14 protein-coding genes are annotated in these 17,404 nt (G+C 60.7%); 6 read left to right on the forward strand and 8 right to left on the reverse strand.

Annotated elements, in window-relative coordinates; genetic code table 11:
• Positions 1-98 precede the first annotated feature (98 nt).
• Positions 99-1,394 (reverse strand): Hsp70 family protein, encoded by a 1,296-nt coding sequence (locus tag EV281_RS00090; RefSeq protein WP_132650950.1) that lies wholly within the window; start codon positions 1,392-1,394, stop codon positions 99-101.
• A gap of 145 nt (positions 1,395-1,539) precedes the next feature.
• The gene (locus EV281_RS00095) at positions 1,540-2,430 is read right to left on the reverse strand and encodes a LysR family transcriptional regulator (RefSeq protein WP_132650951.1); all 891 of its coding nucleotides are present in this window, start codon (positions 2,428-2,430) and stop codon (positions 1,540-1,542) included.
• Between the two features lie 103 nt (positions 2,431-2,533).
• Between EV281_RS00095 and blaOXA the strand changes: the two genes are divergently transcribed.
• A complete protein-coding gene (gene blaOXA, locus EV281_RS00100; RefSeq protein ID WP_132650952.1) occupies positions 2,534-3,358 on the forward strand; it encodes a class D beta-lactamase in 825 nt (274 codons plus the stop codon).
• Positions 3,359-3,395: 37 nt separating this feature from the next.
• On the opposite strand, the gene EV281_RS00105 is transcribed toward blaOXA, so the two are convergent.
• On the reverse strand, positions 3,396-6,512 hold the full coding sequence (locus EV281_RS00105) for an efflux RND transporter permease subunit (protein WP_132650953.1): 3,117 nt from the start codon (positions 6,510-6,512) through the stop codon (positions 3,396-3,398).
• Entirely contained in the window at positions 6,509-7,822 is a 1,314-nt protein-coding gene (locus EV281_RS00110) for an efflux RND transporter periplasmic adaptor subunit (protein WP_132650954.1), read from the reverse strand. The genes EV281_RS00105 and EV281_RS00110 overlap by 4 nt, the downstream gene beginning before the upstream one ends.
• 293 nt (positions 7,823-8,115) lie before the next feature.
• On the opposite strand from EV281_RS00110, the gene EV281_RS00115 reads away from it, so the two are divergent.
• Positions 8,116-8,997, forward strand: coding sequence for an aminoglycoside phosphotransferase family protein (locus EV281_RS00115; protein WP_132650955.1), 882 nt, complete (start codon positions 8,116-8,118; stop codon positions 8,995-8,997).
• 9 nt (positions 8,998-9,006) lie between these two features.
• Here EV281_RS00115 and EV281_RS00120 read toward each other — a convergent pair whose 3' ends face one another.
• A complete protein-coding gene (locus EV281_RS00120; RefSeq protein ID WP_132650956.1) occupies positions 9,007-9,795 on the reverse strand; it encodes an SDR family oxidoreductase in 789 nt (262 codons plus the stop codon).
• 253 nt (positions 9,796-10,048) lie between these two features.
• Here EV281_RS00120 and EV281_RS00125 point away from each other — a divergent pair, with 253 nt between their 5' ends.
• The 3 genes from EV281_RS00125 to EV281_RS32035 all read left to right on the forward strand — a co-directional run bounded on the left by EV281_RS00125 (position 10,049) and on the right by EV281_RS32035 (position 12,922).
• On the forward strand, positions 10,049-11,713 hold the full coding sequence (locus EV281_RS00125; RefSeq protein WP_132650957.1) for an electron transfer flavoprotein-ubiquinone oxidoreductase: 1,665 nt from the start codon (positions 10,049-10,051) through the stop codon (positions 11,711-11,713).
• A 204-nt stretch (positions 11,714-11,917) separates the two neighbouring features.
• Positions 11,918-12,538 carry a L,D-transpeptidase gene (locus EV281_RS00130; protein ID WP_132650958.1) on the forward strand — a complete coding sequence of 207 codons (621 nt, stop codon included), beginning with the start codon at positions 11,918-11,920 and terminating at the stop codon, positions 12,536-12,538.
• Positions 12,539-12,721: 183 nt separating this feature from the next.
• A complete protein-coding gene (locus tag EV281_RS32035; RefSeq protein ID WP_348631012.1) occupies positions 12,722-12,922 on the forward strand; it encodes a DUF6719 family protein in 201 nt (66 codons plus the stop codon).
• 74 nt (positions 12,923-12,996) lie between these two features.
• Here the strand turns inward: EV281_RS32035 and EV281_RS00140 are convergent, their stop codons facing one another.
• A complete protein-coding gene (locus EV281_RS00140; RefSeq protein WP_132650960.1) occupies positions 12,997-13,902 on the reverse strand; it encodes a DMT family transporter in 906 nt (301 codons plus the stop codon).
• 144 nt (positions 13,903-14,046) lie between these two features.
• Between EV281_RS00140 and EV281_RS00145 the strand changes: the two genes are divergently transcribed.
• Positions 14,047-14,520, forward strand: coding sequence for an Lrp/AsnC family transcriptional regulator (locus EV281_RS00145; protein WP_132650961.1), 474 nt, complete (start codon positions 14,047-14,049; stop codon positions 14,518-14,520).
• Between the two features lie 115 nt (positions 14,521-14,635).
• On the opposite strand, the gene mgtE is transcribed toward EV281_RS00145, so the two are convergent.
• Positions 14,636-16,009 carry a magnesium transporter gene (gene mgtE, locus EV281_RS00150; RefSeq protein ID WP_132650962.1) on the reverse strand — a complete coding sequence of 458 codons (1,374 nt, stop codon included), beginning with the start codon at positions 16,007-16,009 and terminating at the stop codon, positions 14,636-14,638.
• A 316-nt stretch (positions 16,010-16,325) separates the two neighbouring features.
• Positions 16,326-17,339 carry a zinc-binding alcohol dehydrogenase family protein gene (locus EV281_RS00155; RefSeq protein WP_132650963.1) on the reverse strand — a complete coding sequence of 338 codons (1,014 nt, stop codon included), beginning with the start codon at positions 17,337-17,339 and terminating at the stop codon, positions 16,326-16,328.
• Between the last annotated feature and the right edge of the window lie 65 nt (positions 17,340-17,404).

Below are 17,404 nucleotides of genomic sequence, written 5' to 3' on the forward strand. Positions count from 1 at the left end.
ACGGCAATGAAAGGGCGGGCAGAGCCGCCTGCATCCTTTCGGCCTTTATTGCACAGTCCCCCGCCATTGTACGGTCCCCCACTATTGCACGGTCCCGACTATTGCACGGTCCATTGACCGATGTCGTCACGTTCGCCAATCAGCGCCAGACCATGGGCGATGGAGAGCAGTTCGCCGCCCGTCTCGATCTTGTCCCTGTCGAAGCGCTCGGTGAAGATGCGCCGCACCGCCGGCACGAAGGATGTGCCGCCGGTCAAAAACACTTTGTCGATGCCCGATGCATCCGTATTGGTCTTTTCCAGCACCTCGTCGAGTGCGCCTTCGATGCGGGCAAGATCTTCAACGATCCAGCTTTCGAAATCGCTGCGCTTGATTGTGCGGTGGCCGCCGCGCCCGAGCGGAGCAAATTCGAAGGGCGCTTCTTCAGCGGAAGAGAGCGCCATCTTCGTTGCCGAGACCGCCTGATAGAGCGGATAGCCCTCGTCATGGTCGATGAGATCGACGAAGATTTCCAGCTTCTCCGGCTCCAGCGCCGTGCGCACCAGCTTCTTCAGGTCTTCGAACTCCCTTGATGTCTTGAAGATCGAAAGCTGGTTCCAGCGGCTGAAGCTTGCATAATAATTTGAGGGAACCTCAAGGATCTTGTCGAAGCTCTTGAAATGGCTGCCTTTGCCGATCTGCGGCGCGACGATGTTGTCGATCATGCGCGCGTCGAAATGGTCGCCGGCAACACCGACGCCCGAATGGCCGATCGGCGTCGCCGTCAGCTTGCCGGCCTTGGTCTCGAAGCGGATCAGCGAATAGTCGGTCGTACCGCCGCCGAAGTCGGCGACCAGAACGGTCGCATCGGACTTCAGGTTCTGCGCGAAGTAGAAAGCGGCGGCAACCGGCTCATAGACATAGTGAATTTCCGGAAAGCCGAAGCGCGTCAGCGCCTCGTTGTAGCGCTGAACGGCAAGCACCGGGTCCGGATTGGCACCGGCAAAGTGCACCGGACGACCGGCGATGATGCGGGTGACATCCGCAGGCCAGTTCTCGCCAGCATAATGGCGCAGGCGCCGGATGAAGATCTCCATCAGCTCTTCGAAGCTCTGCCGCTTGCCGAAGATGATCGTGCCCTGGAAGAGGGCGCTTGCCGCAAAGGTCTTGATCGACTGCAGGAAACGGCAGTCGCCGGGATTGTCGATGAACTGCTGGATTGCCGCATGCCCGGCCTCGACCTTCAGCGCAGACGCACCGAGCTGCGGATCCTTCATGAAGGAGAGCGCGGTGCGCATGCTGTCGGCCGTACCGGCGCTGCTGGTCAGCGATATGGAATGCGTATCAGCGCCGCCATCAGCAAGCGCGAGAACAGTATTGGTCGTGCCGAAGTCAAGCCCGAGCGCCTGTGCCATGGCCGTGCTCCCTATCAAATCTGTCGAAAATCATTGAACCGGAGCAGATGCCCCGAAATACGAAAGGGCGCCGTTTTGCGCGCCCCTGACATGTTGTGAGAGGCGCGTGATCGCACAGCACAAGGCGGAAAGCAACCCGTACCAATCAGTTTCCGAGTTGCACGCGTGTCTCTTCCGCCATCCTGGATATCCACCTGCGAAACATCTCCATGGCAGGTGTAACGGAGCGGGATTTGAGCCTCGTTAGCCAGTAGCTGCCCTTGGAAATCCAGATCGGAAACGGCTGTTCCAGTTCACCTGCCGCGAGCTGGCGGGAGAACATCAGGGGCGGTGCCAGCGCCACGCCGGCGCCCTGCAGCGCTGCCTCGATCATCAGCACCGAGGAATCGAAGACCATGCCGCGGATCGGCGGAGAGGTAACGCCAGCCTTCTCGAACCAGCCGGGCCATTCGTCGGCGCGGTAGGAGCGCAGCAAGGTCTGATGGGCGACATCCTCGGGAGAGGAGAGCTGGCGGGCGATCGAGGGGATGGAGAGCACCGAAAGTGGTGCTTCGAACAGGGCTTCGGCTTCTATGTCGTGCCAGGCGCCGTTGCCGAACTTGATTGTATAATCAAGCCCTTCGGCGGCGATATCAACGCGGTTGTTATTGGTCGAAAGCCTGAGGTCGATAAACGGATATTGTTCGCGAAAATCGGCAAGCCGCGGCAGGAGCCAGCCGACGGCCAGCGTGCCGACGGCGCCGAGCTTCAGCACTTCGCGCACATGGCCGCCCTCGAAGCGTTCCAGCATGCCGGCCATGCGATCGAAGGAGTCCTGCAGCGCCGGCAGAAGCGCCAGCCCTTCTTCGGTGATCATCAGCCCGCGCGGCAGGCGGCGGAACAGGCTGACGCCGAGACGCTGCTCCAGAAGCTTGACCTGATGGCTGACGGCCGCCTGCGTGACGCAGAGCTCGATGGCCGCCCTCGTGAAGGAAAGATGCCGCGCCGCCGCCTCGAAGGCGCGCAGCGAATTCAGCGGCAAATATGGTCGAACCATGGCAATGGCCTAATCTGATTTATGCCTGACCGGAAATATCGTCGTTTGATTGGGCCTTCCCCGCCAGCGTAGAAAGCTCAGGTCGAACCATATGGAGAAAAAAGTGGCTTTCGAAAGACTTCTTCTTCTTGGATTTTTCCTAACCATTACAGCAGTTTCCGCGGCCGTTGGGCCTGCCTATGCAGCCGATCCCATTCGCTGCACGCTCATCATCGACGAGAAGACCGGTGACACGATCTACCGTCAAGGCAATTGCGATCAAGGCTTCTATCCGCAATCGACGTTCAAATTGCCTTTGGCCATGATGGGCTATGATTCCGGCATTCTCATCGACGAGCACAATCCGCTCTGGACATATGATCCGAAGCTGAAGCGACCCCCACGCGAACAGAAGGATACCGACCCGACCATCTGGGAGCGTGATTCCATCGTCTGGTTCTCGCAGGCCCTGACCCGAAAGATCGGCAAGCGTGCCTTTGCGGATTACGTCAAGCGCTTCGGTTACGGCAATCAGGATGTCTCGGGCGGGCCCGGCGGTACGGATGGGCTCACCGAAGCCTGGCTGATGTCGTCGCTGAAGATTTCGGCCGAGGATCAGGTGCGGTTCCTGCGCCGGTTCCGCACCGGCCGCCTGCCGATTTCGGAGCGCGCACAGCAGATGACCGAGGCGATCGTCCCGCATTTCCAGGCGGCCGACGGCTGGAATATCCAGGGCAAGACAGGCTCCGGCTGGCTGCGTAATGCGGCCGGCAAGACCAATTACGAGCGGCCGCTCGGCTGGTTCGTCGGCTGGGCGACGAAGGGCGACAGACGGCTCATTTTTGCGAGACTCTATATCGCCAATCACCGCTACGCCGACAATCCCATCAGCTTCGAGACGCGGGATACGCTGATTGCGGATTTTCCAAAGCTGGTCGAAGGTCAGTGACATGAAAAGGGCGCCGGAGGGCGCCCTTTCTGTCTTCTTATTCCGCGGCGATCGCCCGCGGTTCTTCTGCCGCATGCGCTTCCGTCTTCTTGCGGCTGAGCATGCGGTGGAGGAAATTCTCGAAGCGATCCATCTCGACAAAGATGACCGGCGTGATGAACAGCGTCAGCATCTGCGAGACGATGAGGCCGCCGACGACGGCAATGCCGAGCGGCTGACGCAGCTCCGAGCTTGCACCGGTGCCGAGCGCGATCGGCAGCGCGCCGAGCAGGGCACAGAAGGTCGTCATCATGATCGGGCGGAAGCGCCGTACACAGGCTTCGTGAATCGCCGCGCTCGCTTTCTCGCCCGTCGTTCGCATGGTCTCCACCGCCACGTCGATCATCATGATCGCGTTCTTCTTGACGATACCGATCAGCATCAGCAGGCCGATGAGGGCAATGATCGACAGATCGAAGCCCATGATCTTCAAGGCCAGCAAGGCACCGAAGGCGGCAGCCGGCAGACCAGAGAGAATGGTCAGGGGGTGGATGAAGCTTTCATAGAGCACGCCGAGCACGACATAGATGGTCAGCACGGCGGCTAGGATCAGATAGGGCGTGTTGCCCTGCGACTGCTGGAAGATCTCAGCCGTACCGCCATAGGAGGTGAAGACGTCGGCCGGCATGCCGATATCCTTCTTGATCTGGTCGATCGCTGCCGTCGCATTGCTCAGCGACACGCCTTCCGGCAGGTTGAAGGAAACCGTGGTCGAGACGAGCTGACCCGTCTGGTTGATGGTCACGGGGCCGACGGTACGCTCGACATGCGCAAAGTTCGACAGCGGAACCAGGCTGCCGTTGGACGAGGCGACGCGGATTTCCGAAAGCTTCTGGTCGTCCCAGGGTTTGCTCGTGTCATATTCGACGATGACGTCGTAGCTGTCGCCGGTCGACTGGATTTCCGCCGCCGCATAGCCGCTGAAGGATTCCTGCAGCGTCGTGCGCAGCGTGTCGTTGTCGATCCCGTAGGCGGCGGCCCGCTCGGTATCGATGACGATATTGGCCTGCAGCGCGTTGTTCTGTGCATCCGAGGTGACGTCGGTGAAGAGCCGTTCGCCGCGCATCGCCTGCTGCATCTTGCCGGCCCACAGATTGGTCTGGTCGGCATTCAGCGCCTGTATGACCAGCTGATACTGGCTGGCAGTCTGGCGGCCGCCGAAACGCAGGCTCTGGTTCGGCGTCACGAAGGCCTGCAGGCCGGCGATCTTGTTAATTGCGGTGCGCAGCTCGCGCAGCGTCTGGTCAAGCGGCGGCCGCTGTTCCTTGTCCTTCAGTTCGACGAACATCGAGCCGTTGTTGAGCGGCTTGTTCGGATTGCCGCCGATCGTCGACATGACATGGTTGACGGCCGGGTTTGCCTTGACCACGGCTGCCGCCTGCTGCTGCAGGGCCTCCATCGCCGAATAGGAAATATCCTGCCGTGCCTGGGTGCTGATGGTCAGGCGGCCGATATCTTCCTGCGGGAAGAAGCTCGTCGGCAGGGCCATAAAGAAATAGACTGTCAGCGCGACGGAAGCGAGGAAGACCCCGAGGATAAAGGGGCGATGGCGAAGACACCAGCCGACCGCGTTGTCATAACCGCGCAGCGTCCGCTCGAAACCGGCATCGAAAATACGGATGAGGAGTGGCGGCCGGCTGTGATTGTTGGATAGGCGCGATCCGAGCATCGGCGTGACCGTCAGCGAGACGATCGCCGAAGAGATGATGGCGATCGCCACCACCATGCCGAATTCGTTGAACACGCGGCCGACGACGCCACCCATCAAGAGGATGGGGATGAAGACCGCGATCAGCGATACCGACATGGAGATGATCGTGTAGCTGACTTCGCCCGCACCCTTGATGGCCGCTTCCCGCACCGGCATGCCTTCCTCGACATGGCGCAGGATGTTTTCCAGCATGACGATCGCGTCGTCCACCACGAGGCCCACCGCGAGCGTCAGGCCGAGCAGCGAAATATTGTCGATACTGTAACCCAGCACGTACATCATGCCGAATGTCGAGATCAGCGACAGTGGAACGGCAAGGCCAGGAATGATCGTCGCCGTGGCGTGGCCGGTGAAGAGGTAGATGACGAGAACGACGAGGCCGATCGTCAGGAGAAGCGTGAATTTCACGTCGGCGATGGCGTCGCGGATCGGCTTTGCCGCATCGTTCATGACGACAGTGGTAACCGAAGGCGGGATTTCGGCGTGAAGTTGCGGCAGCTTGGCGTTGATCGCATCGACGACTTCGACCGTATTGGCATCCGGCTGGCGCTGGATGGCGAGGATGATACCGCGCTGGCCGTCATACCAACTGCCCGTATACTGGTTCTGGACGCTGTCTTGCACATCGGCAATATCGCCGAGATGGATCGGCGCACCATTGGGGTTGGCGATGACGAGCGATCGGAACTGCTCGGCATTTGTGCGCTGCGTGTTCGCCGTAATCGTCATGGCCTGCGAATTGTTCTGCAGCGTGCCGACCGGCTGCTGGCTGTTGGCCGCCGCCAACGCCTTGTTGACGGTATCGATGCCGATGCCGCGGGTGAGCAGCTTGTTGGGATCGACCTCGACGCGCACCGCATAGGTCTGCGCGCCGAAGACGCTGACCTGGGCAACACCCGGAAGCGTCGACAGCGACGGCGAAATGATGTCTTCGGCGATTTCATCCAGTTTGCTGCGGGGCATGGTGTTGCTCTGCACCGAAAGCAGCATGACCGGCGCATCGGCCGGGTTCGTCTTGCGGTAGCTCGGCGGCGTCGTCATGTTGTCGGGCAACTGCCGCGTCGCATGCGAAATGGCCGCCTGCACGTCGGCGGCGGCCGCATCGATATCGCGGTTCAGGTCGAACTGCAGCACGATACTGGTGCTGCCGAGAGAGCTCGACGCGCTGATTTCGCTGATGCCGGGGATGGTCTCGAACTGCTTGATCAGCGGTGTCGCGACCGAGGTGGCCATCGTCTGCGGCGAGGCGCCGCTCAGTTGCGCCGAAACGTTGATCGTCGGAAAGTCGACCTGCGGCAGAGCCGCGACCGGCACGAGCTGGTAGCCCGCAAGGCCAGCCAGGATCACGCCGATCGCAAGCAGCGTCGTGGCGACAGGGCGCTGAATACAAAAATTCGGGATCATGGCTCAGTCCCCACAGCGATCGTTTCGGCCTGCTGCTGTTGCTGAGGCGCGTCGGCGGAAGCGACGTTCAGCGCCTTCTCATCGAACTGTTCGTTGACTGCCTGCTGGTCGCTGAGCTGACCCTGGCCTTCGATGACCACGTGATCGCCTTCCGAAAGGCCGGAAGCAATCGCGGTAAAGCCGCCATTGGCGCGGGCGACGGTAACCGGCGTCAGATGCGATTTGCCATCCTTGGCCACGAAGGTGAAGAAGCCGTTGGGGCCGGGGCTGACGGCAACCGTCGGCACGACCACCTGCTGCTCGTCACTGTTGAAATGCACAACGATATTGACCGACTGGCCGGGCCACAATGCGCCTGAGGCATTCTCGAACTTTGCCTTGGCGAGGATCGTGCCCGATGCCGTATCGACCGTATTGTCGTAGAAGCTGATCTCGCCCTTGCGCACTTCGCCCTTGGCGGAATCAGGCGCCGTGCTGACGTCGACTGGACCGGCGGCGAGCGCCGTTTTGAGTTCCCGCAGGTAACGTTCCTGCAAATGGAACTTCACATAGATCGGATCGTATTTGGCGATCGTGACAATCGCTGCACCGGCATTGACGAAGGCGCCCTTGCTGACAGCGATATCGCCAAGGCGGCCGTCGAAGGGTGCGCGAATGTCGGTATGTTCCAGAATGATCTGATCGGAGGCGAGCGTCGCCTTGTCAGCCTCGACGGTGGCGGCGGCCGTGTCGCGCGCAGCGGTCGCCTGATCCAGGCTCTGCTGCGTACCGGCCTTCTGGTTGAACAGGTCCTGTGCGCGGATCAACGCCGTTCCGGCTTCCGCGAGAGTCGCCGTGTCGCGGACGATCATCGCATTGTCCTTGTCGACCGAAGCCTTGGCCGTCCGGTCGTCCAGCTTGGCGATCAGATCGCCTTCCTTGACCGTTGCGCCGTCCTGAGCCTCGATGCTGACGACCAGCCCCTGCTCCTGTGCGGCGATCGTCGTATTGTCCTCGGCATCGGCCCAGCCGGTCGCCGTCACATCCATCGGCAGCGTGGCCTTCACGGCCGCCACGGTCTTGACCATGGTCGGGCCCGTCGCGCCGCGCCGGCGTCCGCCACCCTGTTGCCCGCCGCCTTGCTGCTGGCCGCCGCCTTGGGCCTGATCGGCCTGCGCCTGCTGTTGGCCACCGCTGCGGACGCTGTCAGGTTTCTTGATGAACTGCGACAGGTAGGGGATATCAGAGGCATAGGGGATCCTGTCCCCGAATTGCCAGAAGCCAACGGCGGCCACGGCTACGATGCTGACGGTGATCCAAAATTTCTTCATGGGCGAGACCGGTTTGTCTTGAGCAAATTGCCTGATTTTCAAGCTCGATTGAGCCGCCTATTTTGCGGCGCAAAAAAGACATAGTCACGCTTGGTGTGATCACTAAGCGGTTATAGCGGCTTAAATTTTCGTAATGAACAATCTGTAATATTCAAACTTTACTAATATATAGCCAGGTAGGCACTGTGTCCATCTTGGGACGTGCCGGCGCGGGCTGTACCGGCGAAACGCCATTGGATCCGCATTGCAGCTCTTGCGCGGGATAGATCCTGGAAAACGCAGAGGCAGCAGATATGGCCGAGTTGAATGCTGGCGAATTTCGCTCACTCATCACAACCACCTTTCCCGAACTGACGGGCTCCGTCTTCAAACTCGCGACCAAGGGCTGGGATTCGATGGCCGTCGATGTGGACGACCGGTTGATCTTCAAATTCCCTCTGAATCTGCGTGCCGAAAGGGCGCTGATAAGGGAAGCGGCGTTCCTCGGCGTCATCAGGCCGTCGCTAACGATGGCTGTCCCCGACATGCGCATCCACGACGGCCCTCCGATCTTCTCGAGCCACGCCAAGCTGCGGGGCGAACATCTCATGACGGAGGATTACGAGGCTCTGCCGGAGGCGGCTCGCCAGCGTCTCGGAGATGATCTCGCCCGCTTCTATGCCGAGCTGCACGATCTTGACAGCGACCGCATGCGCGCGCTTGGCGCCGGGCCGATCCTGCCTTGGCAATCTCCCGAGACCGTCAAAGACAAGGCCCTGCCGCTACTGCCGTCCGAACTGACAAACTATGCGGAAACCGTCATCTGGGACTACCAGGCCCTGCCGCCTGATCCCTATGGCACTATCTTCGGCTTCTTCGACGGCCACGGCTGGAACATGGCCTTCGATCATGCTGCGGGAAGGCTGAACGGTCTTTATGACTTCGCCGATTCAGGCTTCGGGCCGCTGCACCAGGAGTTCATCTATTCGAACTTCATCTCGCCCGATCTGACTGCGCGCATCGTCTCGGCCTACGAGACGCTGACCGGTCGCCAGCTCGACCGCCGGCGCATCGCGATCCTGACAGGCTTCCATCGCCTGTCCGAGCTCGCGGAGCTTGCCGATGATCCTGCCTTTATCGGCGCAAGGGTCGACAGCGTTGCAGCGTGGGCGGTTGCCTCGGCCTATGCCGGATGATGCCAGCGATCAAACGGAGCGCGCCGCACCCCCGTCGCAGCGGATCAGCGAGCCTGTGATGTAGCTCGCCGGCTGGCTGCAGAGGAAGGCGGCCGTTGCGGCAAACTCTTCCACCTTGCCGTAACGCCCGACGGGAATGCGCGCTTCCTTCTCGACGCGGATCTCCTCGACGCTCTTGCCGGTCCGCTTGGCGGCGGCACCATCAAGGTCGTCCAGCCGCGCCGTCAGGATGCTGCCGGGCAGCAACAGGTTGGTGGTCACGCCATGGCCGGCCACTTCCGATGCCAGCGTCTTGCTCCAGCCGGCAAGCGCCGGGCGCAGCGTGTTCGACAGGGCGAGATTGGCGATCGGTTCGATCACGCCTGATGAGGCGACCGTCAGGATGCGGCCCCAGCCCTGTGCCTTCATGCCGGGCAGAAGCGCATTGGTCAGCGTGATGACGCGCGCGACCATCGAGAGGAAGTAGGTCTCGAGCTTTTCCGGCGTCATGTCCTCGGTTGTGCCGGGCGTCGGGCCGCCGGTATTGTTGACGAGGATATCCAGCCCGCCGAATTTCTCCTGTACGGCAGCCGTGACAGTCTGGACGAAATTGTCGTCGGAAAGATCGGCCCAGATCCAGTCCGCCTTGCCCTTGCCCTCGGCGTTGATCGCCTTGCAATTGGCTTCCAGTTGCTCTCCGCTGCGTCCGCACAGAAGAACGTTCGCGCCCTCCTGTGCCAGAGCCTTGGCAATGCCGAGCCCGAGGCCGCGCGAGGACGCCAATACGAGAGCGCGTTTTCCCTTGATGCCGAGATCCATGATTTCCTCCATTTTCTGTTGCCCTTTCTATAGGGGGCAAGCCATGCGCAAGAAAAGGACCAAGGCGAACTTGCAAGGCTTCAACAATTTACGTTAACGTAAGCGTTATATAATCTTTTGTGTAGAGAACTATCATTGTGCGAATTGGAGGATCGCCTGTCGCTTCCCGGCTCGACAATGTTTTCTGGTTTTGACAAGAGAGTTAGCTGATTGGGGATGAACGGCCGTCGGACGGCCGAGCGGAGACGGATGGATGACCGAAATGACTGAGCTGCCGGAACGCGAGAGCATGGAATTCGACGTGGTGATCGTCGGCGCCGGTCCGGCCGGCCTTTCAGCGGCCATCCGTCTGAAACAGATCAATCCGGAACTCTCGGTCGTCGTGCTGGAAAAGGGGGCTGAAGTCGGCGCTCATATCCTCTCCGGCGCCGTCGTCGATCCTATCGGCATCGACCGCCTGCTGCCCGGCTGGCGCGAAGAGGGGGGCCATCCCTTCAAGACCGAGGTGACGGACGACCATTTCCTGTTGCTCGGCCCGGCCGGCTCCGTCCGCCTGCCGAACATCATGATGCCGCCGCTGATGAGCAATCACGGTAACTACATCGTCTCGCTCGGAAATGTCTGTCGCTGGCTGGCGACGAAGGCGGAAGAACTCGGCGTAGAGATCTATCCGGGCTTTGCTGCCACCGAAGTGCTCTACAATGATGAGGGCGCCGTTATCGGTGTCGCGACCGGCGACATGGGCATCGAGAAGAACGGCGAGCCCGGTCCGAACTATGCGCGCGGCATGGCGCTGATGGGCAAATATGTGCTTGTTGGAGAGGGCGTGCGTGGTTCGCTCGCCAAGCAGCTGATTGCCAAATTCGACCTGCAGAAGGATCGCGAGCCGCAGAAATTCGGCATCGGCATCAAGGAACTCTGGGAGGTCAAGCCGGAGAACCACAAGCAGGGCCTCGTGCAGCATTCCTTCGGCTGGCCGCTCGGCATGAACACAGGCGGCGGCTCCTTCCTCTATCACCTGGAAGACAATCTCGTCGCCGTCGGCTTCGTCGTTCACCTGAACTACAAGAACCCCTATCTTTACCCCTTCGAGGAGTTCCAGCGCTTCAAGACGCATCCGGCGATCCGCGGCACCTTCGAGGGCGGCAAGCGCCTTTCCTATGGTGCGCGCGCCATCACCGAAGGCGGCTGGCAATCGGTGCCGAAGCTCTCTTTCCCGGGTGGTGCGCTGATCGGCTGCTCGGCGGGCTTCGTCAACGTGCCTCGCATCAAGGGCAGCCACAATGCCGTGCTCTCGGGTATGATGGCGGCTGACCGTATCGCCGAGGCGATTGCATCGGGCCGTGCCAACGACGAAGTGGTCGAGATCGAAAACGACTGGCGCAAGAGCGATATCGGCAAGGACCTGAAACGCGTGCGCAACGTCAAGCCGCTCTGGTCGAAATTCGGCACCGGCCTTGGCGTTGCCCTTGGCGGTTTCGACATGTGGATCAACCAGCTCTTCGGCTTCTCCTTCTTCGGCACGTTGAAGCACGGCAAGACCGACGCCGCTTCGCTGGAGCCGGCCGCCCAGCATCAGCCAATCGCTTATCCGAAGCCCGATGGTGTGCTCACCTTCGACCGCCTGTCCTCCGTCTTCCTGTCCAACACCAATCATGAAGAAGACCAGCCTGTTCATCTGCAGGTGAAGGACATGGCGCTGCAGAAATCCTCCGAACTCGGCATCTATGCCGGCCCCTCGGCGCGTTACTGTCCGGCTGGGGTCTATGAATGGGTGGAGAAGGATGGCGAACAGACCTTCGTCATCAACGCCCAGAACTGCGTCCACTGCAAGACCTGCGACATCAAGGATCCCAACCAGAACATCAACTGGGTGCCGCCACAGGGCGGTGAAGGACCGGTCTACCCGAACATGTGATGCGGAATGGCTTTTCGGCGCCATGGATTTGGCGCCGAAGCGAATATCTCGCGTTGATGCGTAGTACTGAAGGGATCGCCAAGTAGCGCGCTGTTTATACCTGATAACGCATTCGTTACGCCTCGTCGCAACATCCGGTTAGCATTTCATTAACCATAATCTCCTTAGCCTGCGACATCTTCTTGACGCACTAAGGACACGTTCATGACGATCTCGCGCCGGGGCTTCCTGATCGCACTGCCCCTTTTCGTTGCCGGCTGTTCTTCGACCACTCTGAACAGCCAGACGAATTACGCTGCACTTCCGGATGAGAAGTTTCCGCTGAGACAGGTGCCGATCGATCAGATCAAGCCGGAGCTGCGCCGCACCGAAGTCGCCTATGAGGGCAGCCATGCGCCGGGCACGATCATCATCGATACGCCTGCGCGGCGCGCCTATTACATTATCGGGGATGGTAGGGCGATGCGTTACGGCATCGGGGTCGGCCGCGAAGGTCTCGCCTTTGCCGGCAATGCCTATGTTGGCCGCAAGGCCGAATGGCCGAGCTGGACGCCGACCGAAAACATGCAGCGACGCGAGGAGCGTTATCGCAAGCTCGCCGCCGGCCTGCCGGGCGGTCCGAACAATCCGCTGGGTGCGCGCGCCATGTATCTCTATCGCGCCGGCAACGACACGCATTTCCGCATTCATGGCACGAACCAGCCGCAATCGATCGGCCTTGCCATGTCGAGCGGCTGCATCCGCATGATGAACCACGATGTCATCGACCTCTATAATCGGGTCGAAGTCGGCGCCAAGGTCGTGGTCATCCAGGCGACAGCTTGAGCCCTATGCTGAATACGTCCGCCAAGTCCACGGCCACTTTAAGCAACGAGATGCCTTCGAGAGAGGAAGCGAATGTTGTCGATGGCGGAGTAATTGACGGGTGAGGCAAGTGCGCTCAATATACTGCGGCTTATTCCTAAGGGGAGAACCGCAATGCGTAGTATAAATGTGATAAATTCTATCATGGTGCTATCTATGCTTGCCACTGCTTCGCACGCATTGGCCGGTATCAGGACCGTTACCCAAAGGCCTACAACTCAGTCGTTGCCAGCGGGCCACGCAGTGCTTTTTAATGACGGTCAGTGTCCCGCAGGGCAAATTGCGAAATTCGTGCATAAACAGAAGTCGGATGGGCTCAAGAAGTCCTGCGTTCATTTGAACTGAAGCGAAACGAAAACGCTCTGTCACGCGAAGCCGCCGCAGTTGATGACTGCTGGCGGCCTTTTCCGTTCTAACGATCAGCGCCGCTTGGCGGCAATTCCGGTCGAGAGCGCCACGCCGACGCCCGTAATGAAGGCGGCGCTGATCTCGGCAAGGCCGATCTGTTCGCCGAGCAGGAGGCCGCCGCCGAGCGTTGCAAGAACCGGCGTCAGGGCCGTGAAGGCCGCAGCCTGCGTTCCGCCGAGAGTGCGGACAGCCGTGCCATAGGCGACCATGGCGACGAGGCCGGAAAGAACGCCTTGGCTCAGGACCTGCAGGCCGACTTCCGGAAGCGACGCCAGGGGCAAGGAGATGCCGAAGACCAGCGCCAGTGCTGCCATGATCAGGAAGGACCAGACGGCAATCAGCGCGCTCGCCTGAATGGCCGTCAGACCCGAACGGCGGAAGGCGTGCGTATAGCTCGCCCAGAGAATGGCGCCGGCCGGCAGCATCAAGAAACTCGTCCAGGGCAGGGAAGCATCGGCCAGGCTACGAAGGAGCAGGATCAGCACACCGGCGACGATCGCCGCCAGTCCGGCGATGCGGGTCGCATCCGGCCGCTCGCGAAACAGGAGAATGCCGATCAGCGCTGTAGCAAGCGGCATGGAGCCGCCGAGCAGAATGCCGGACGAAGCGGCCGGCGTGGAGTGAATGGCAAGCGTCGTCACCAGAAAGAAGATCGCGCCGCAGCCGGCGACCATGATTGCCAGCAGGGTGAGCGGCAGGCCCTTCGGCAACAGTCCCGTGCGCAGCCATACCGGTGAGAGAGCGAGTGCTGGGATGCCGAAGCGTATGAGGCCGATATCGATCGAGCCGAGCGGCGTTGCGGCACTGTGACGGGTCGCCAGAAACCATGTCGACCAGATCAGCACGGTAATCGTGCCGGCGGCATAACCGAGGGCCTGTGAAGGCGATTTGTCGTTCGAAAATGCGATCGTGCTCATCGTTCTGTCCTTTCCTCCAGTCGGATCTCATCCGGTTGAGGAGAAGATTAGCGCCAGATGCCGAGGCATGTCCTTGCTATCTATGGCTCAAAAATCGTGCTACGCGCAATGATCTGCCAATGAGTGCCGTTACGGTTCGCAAAAATGCCAAATCTCGATAAATTCGATATTGCCATCCTGAAATGCCTGCAGGAGGACGCGCGCGCCACCAATGTCGAGATCGCCGACAAGGTGAACCTCTCGCCGTCGCCCTGCCTGCGCCGCATCCGCAATCTCGAGAAGCTCGGCGTCATCCGCCGCTATACGGCCGATATCGACCGCAAGGAGGTCGGCCTCGGCCTTACGGTCTTCGTCGAGTTCAAGGTCGCTCACCACAGCCGGGAGAATTCCGAGGCGCAGCAGGCAGCGCTGCTCGCCATCCCCGAAATCGTCTCCTGCTTTCTGATTTCGGGCACGGCTGATTTCCTGGCAGAGGTCGTGGTCGAAGACCTTTCGGCCTATGAGCGGCTGCTGACGGAGACGCTGCTGACACTGCCGAACGTCACTGATATCAGATCGAATTTCGCCATCCGCAGCATCAAGACGCATGGACCGCTGAAGCTGCCAGAGCGCAACTAATGCTCATCCCGGACAAGGGACGTGCGAAGCGGGTTTGGTTCGGAATTGCATGAAAACAGGCCTCTGCATGCGCAAACGATTTCAGGCCGGATGGCCTGAAATCCCGAAGCAGGATCTACAGCAGCGTCCCGCTGAGGATGAGCAGCGCCACCGAGAAATAGATAACAAGTCCGGTCACATCGACCAGCGTGGCGACGAACGGAGCCGATGCCGTTGCCGGATCGAGCCGCAGCTTCTGCAAGAGGAAGGGCAGCATCGAACCCGACATGGAGCCGAAGGTGACGATGCCGACGAGGGCTGCAAAAACCGTCAGGCTGACCAGCTGCCAATGCGGGCCGTAATCATAGAGCCCGGCCGTCTGCCAGAAGATTACGCGGATCATGCCGACCAGGCCGAGGATCGCACCGAGCACGACGCCCGTCGGCAACTCGCGCAGCAGCACCCGCCACCAATCGGTCAGCTTCAACTCGCCGACGGCAAGCGCCCGGATGATAAGCGAGGTCGCCTGCGAACCGGAATTGCCGCCGGAGCTCATGATCAGCGGAATGAAGAGCGTCAGCACGACGGCCTTTTCCAGCTCGCCTTCGAAATGCTGCATGGCGCTGGCCGTCAGCATCTCGCCGAGGAAGAGGGCACAGAGCCAGCCAGCCCGCTTGCGGATCATGCCGCCGAAGCCGATCTTCATATAGGGCCGACCAAGCGCTTCCATACCGCCGAATTTCTGGGCGGCTTCGGTCGTATCCGCAATCATTGTGTCGATGACGTCATCGACCGTGACGATGCCGAGGATCAGGCCATGGTCGTCGACCACCGGCAGCGCCAGGAGATCGTGCTTGCGAATGAGGCGTGCGACGTCCTCCTGCTTCATCATGGGATTGGCCGAAACGGGGATGCCTTTCTGCGCTACCGAGAGGATCGAAGCATCAGGCTCGCCGGTGATGAGGCGGCGCAATGTCACGACATGCAGCAGTGCGCCGGAATTATGGTCCAGCACATAGATGGCATAGACGGTCTCGCGGGAGCGTTCGACCTGCCGCACATGGTCCAGCGTCTGCGCGACCGTCCAGTCGTCGGGCACGCTGACGAATTCCGTCGTCATGATGCTGCCGGCTGTGCGCGGGGGATAGCCCATCAGATGCTGGATGGCGACGCGAACAGGCTCCTCCAGGCTGGAGAACAGACGCACGCGGTCATCGACATCGAGCTCAAGCAGAACGTCGGCGACGCGGTCGTTGGACATGCCGTGCAGAAGACGGGCCGAATCCGCGCTGTCCATCAGCGCCAGAATGGCCGGTGCATTGCGCAGTTCCGGACGGTCGAGAATATTGACGGCATAGTCCTGCGGCATCCGCGAAAGGATGCGGCCGGCTTCAGCCGGGGCGAGCGCGTTCAGCGACTCCACGCGCTCGGCAATGGTCGCGACACGGTTGTTGTTCATGAAGGCGCGAGCGGCATAGCCGGCCCGCAGGGGGAAGCGATTGATATTCACTGGCTCGCCTTTCCGTCGATCCGCCGTAGCGTCCGAACGGGCGAGCCTGGAGCATCCAGGTCAGCGCGCGGCGGCCGCGTACGGCAAAGGCAATCGACTGCTACTGTCGCTTGGCATCTGAATGATGGCTCCGTTGATATCCGTGCACGACGTATGTCATGCACGTGTCACACTAGGTGGTCTCGAATGCGAAAAAAGTCAAGCTGCTTAAATGCTTAACGCCAGAATGCCGCACCCTTGGCGCGGCATTATAAGTCAGCATCATTTACGCATTATTCCAAAGGCCTGAAAAGGCGGATTTTCGCTTCCGAAAACCTCAGAATCCGGCGAGAACGACCTTGCCTTTCATCTTGCCGCTCTCGACCATGGCGTGGGCCTTCTTGAGATTCGCGGCATTGATCGTGCCGACGCTTTCCGACAGCGTCGAGCGGATTTTGCCGGCGTCGACGAGTTCGGAAATCTTGTTCAGGATCTTGTGCTGCTCGATCATGTCGGGTGTAGCGAAGAGCGGCCGTGTAAACATCAGCTCCCAGTGAACGGAAGCAGCCTTGCGCTTGAAGGGCACGATATCAAACGTCTTGGGGTCGTCGATCAATCCGAAACGGCCCTGCGGCGCCAGTGCCTCGACGATATCGCCGACGTGCTTGTCAGTATTCGTCGTCGAGAAGATGAAGCCCGGTGCTCCGAGGCCGAGAGCTGCGACTTGCGGGGCAAGCGGCTGTGAATGGTCGATGACGTGATGCGCGCCGAGTTCCTTCACCCAGCTCTGGGTCTCCGGACGCGAGGCTGTGGCGATGATGGTAAGATCCGTCAGTGCCCGGGCGATCTGGATGGCGATCGAGCCGACGCCACCTGCTCCACCGATGACGAGCACGGCAGCGGCAGCACCCGGCACGGGATCGGTGACGCGCAGCCGGTCGAACAGTGCTTCATAGGCGGTGATCGAGGTTAGCGGCAGGGCAGCCGCCGCTGCAAAGTCGAGGCTGTTGGGTTTGCGGCCGACAATGCGCTCGTCCACGAGCTGGAATTCGGCGTTCGAGCCGGGGCGATTGATGACGCCGGAATAGAAGACCTCATCACCCGGCTTGAACAGCGTGACGTCGGAACCGACAGCCTTGACAATGCCGGCGGCATCGAAGCCCAGCACCTTCAGCTCGTCGGCTGGTGGCGCCATGCCGGCGCGGACCTTCACATCGACGGGGTTGACGGAGACGGCCCTGATCTCGACCAGCAGGTCGTGACCCTTGGCCTCAGGCGTCGGCAATTCGACGTCGATCAGCGAGGTTTCGGCAGTGATCGGCTGTGGGGTCTTATAGGCGACGGCGCGCATCTTTTGAAACTCCTGTGTTCATTGCACGAGAGCTAGATGCGACCTATGTTCCGGCAACGCAAGAA

Source organism: Rhizobium sp. BK418 (assembly GCF_004341105.1).
GTDB lineage: Bacteria > Pseudomonadota > Alphaproteobacteria > Rhizobiales > Rhizobiaceae > Rhizobium.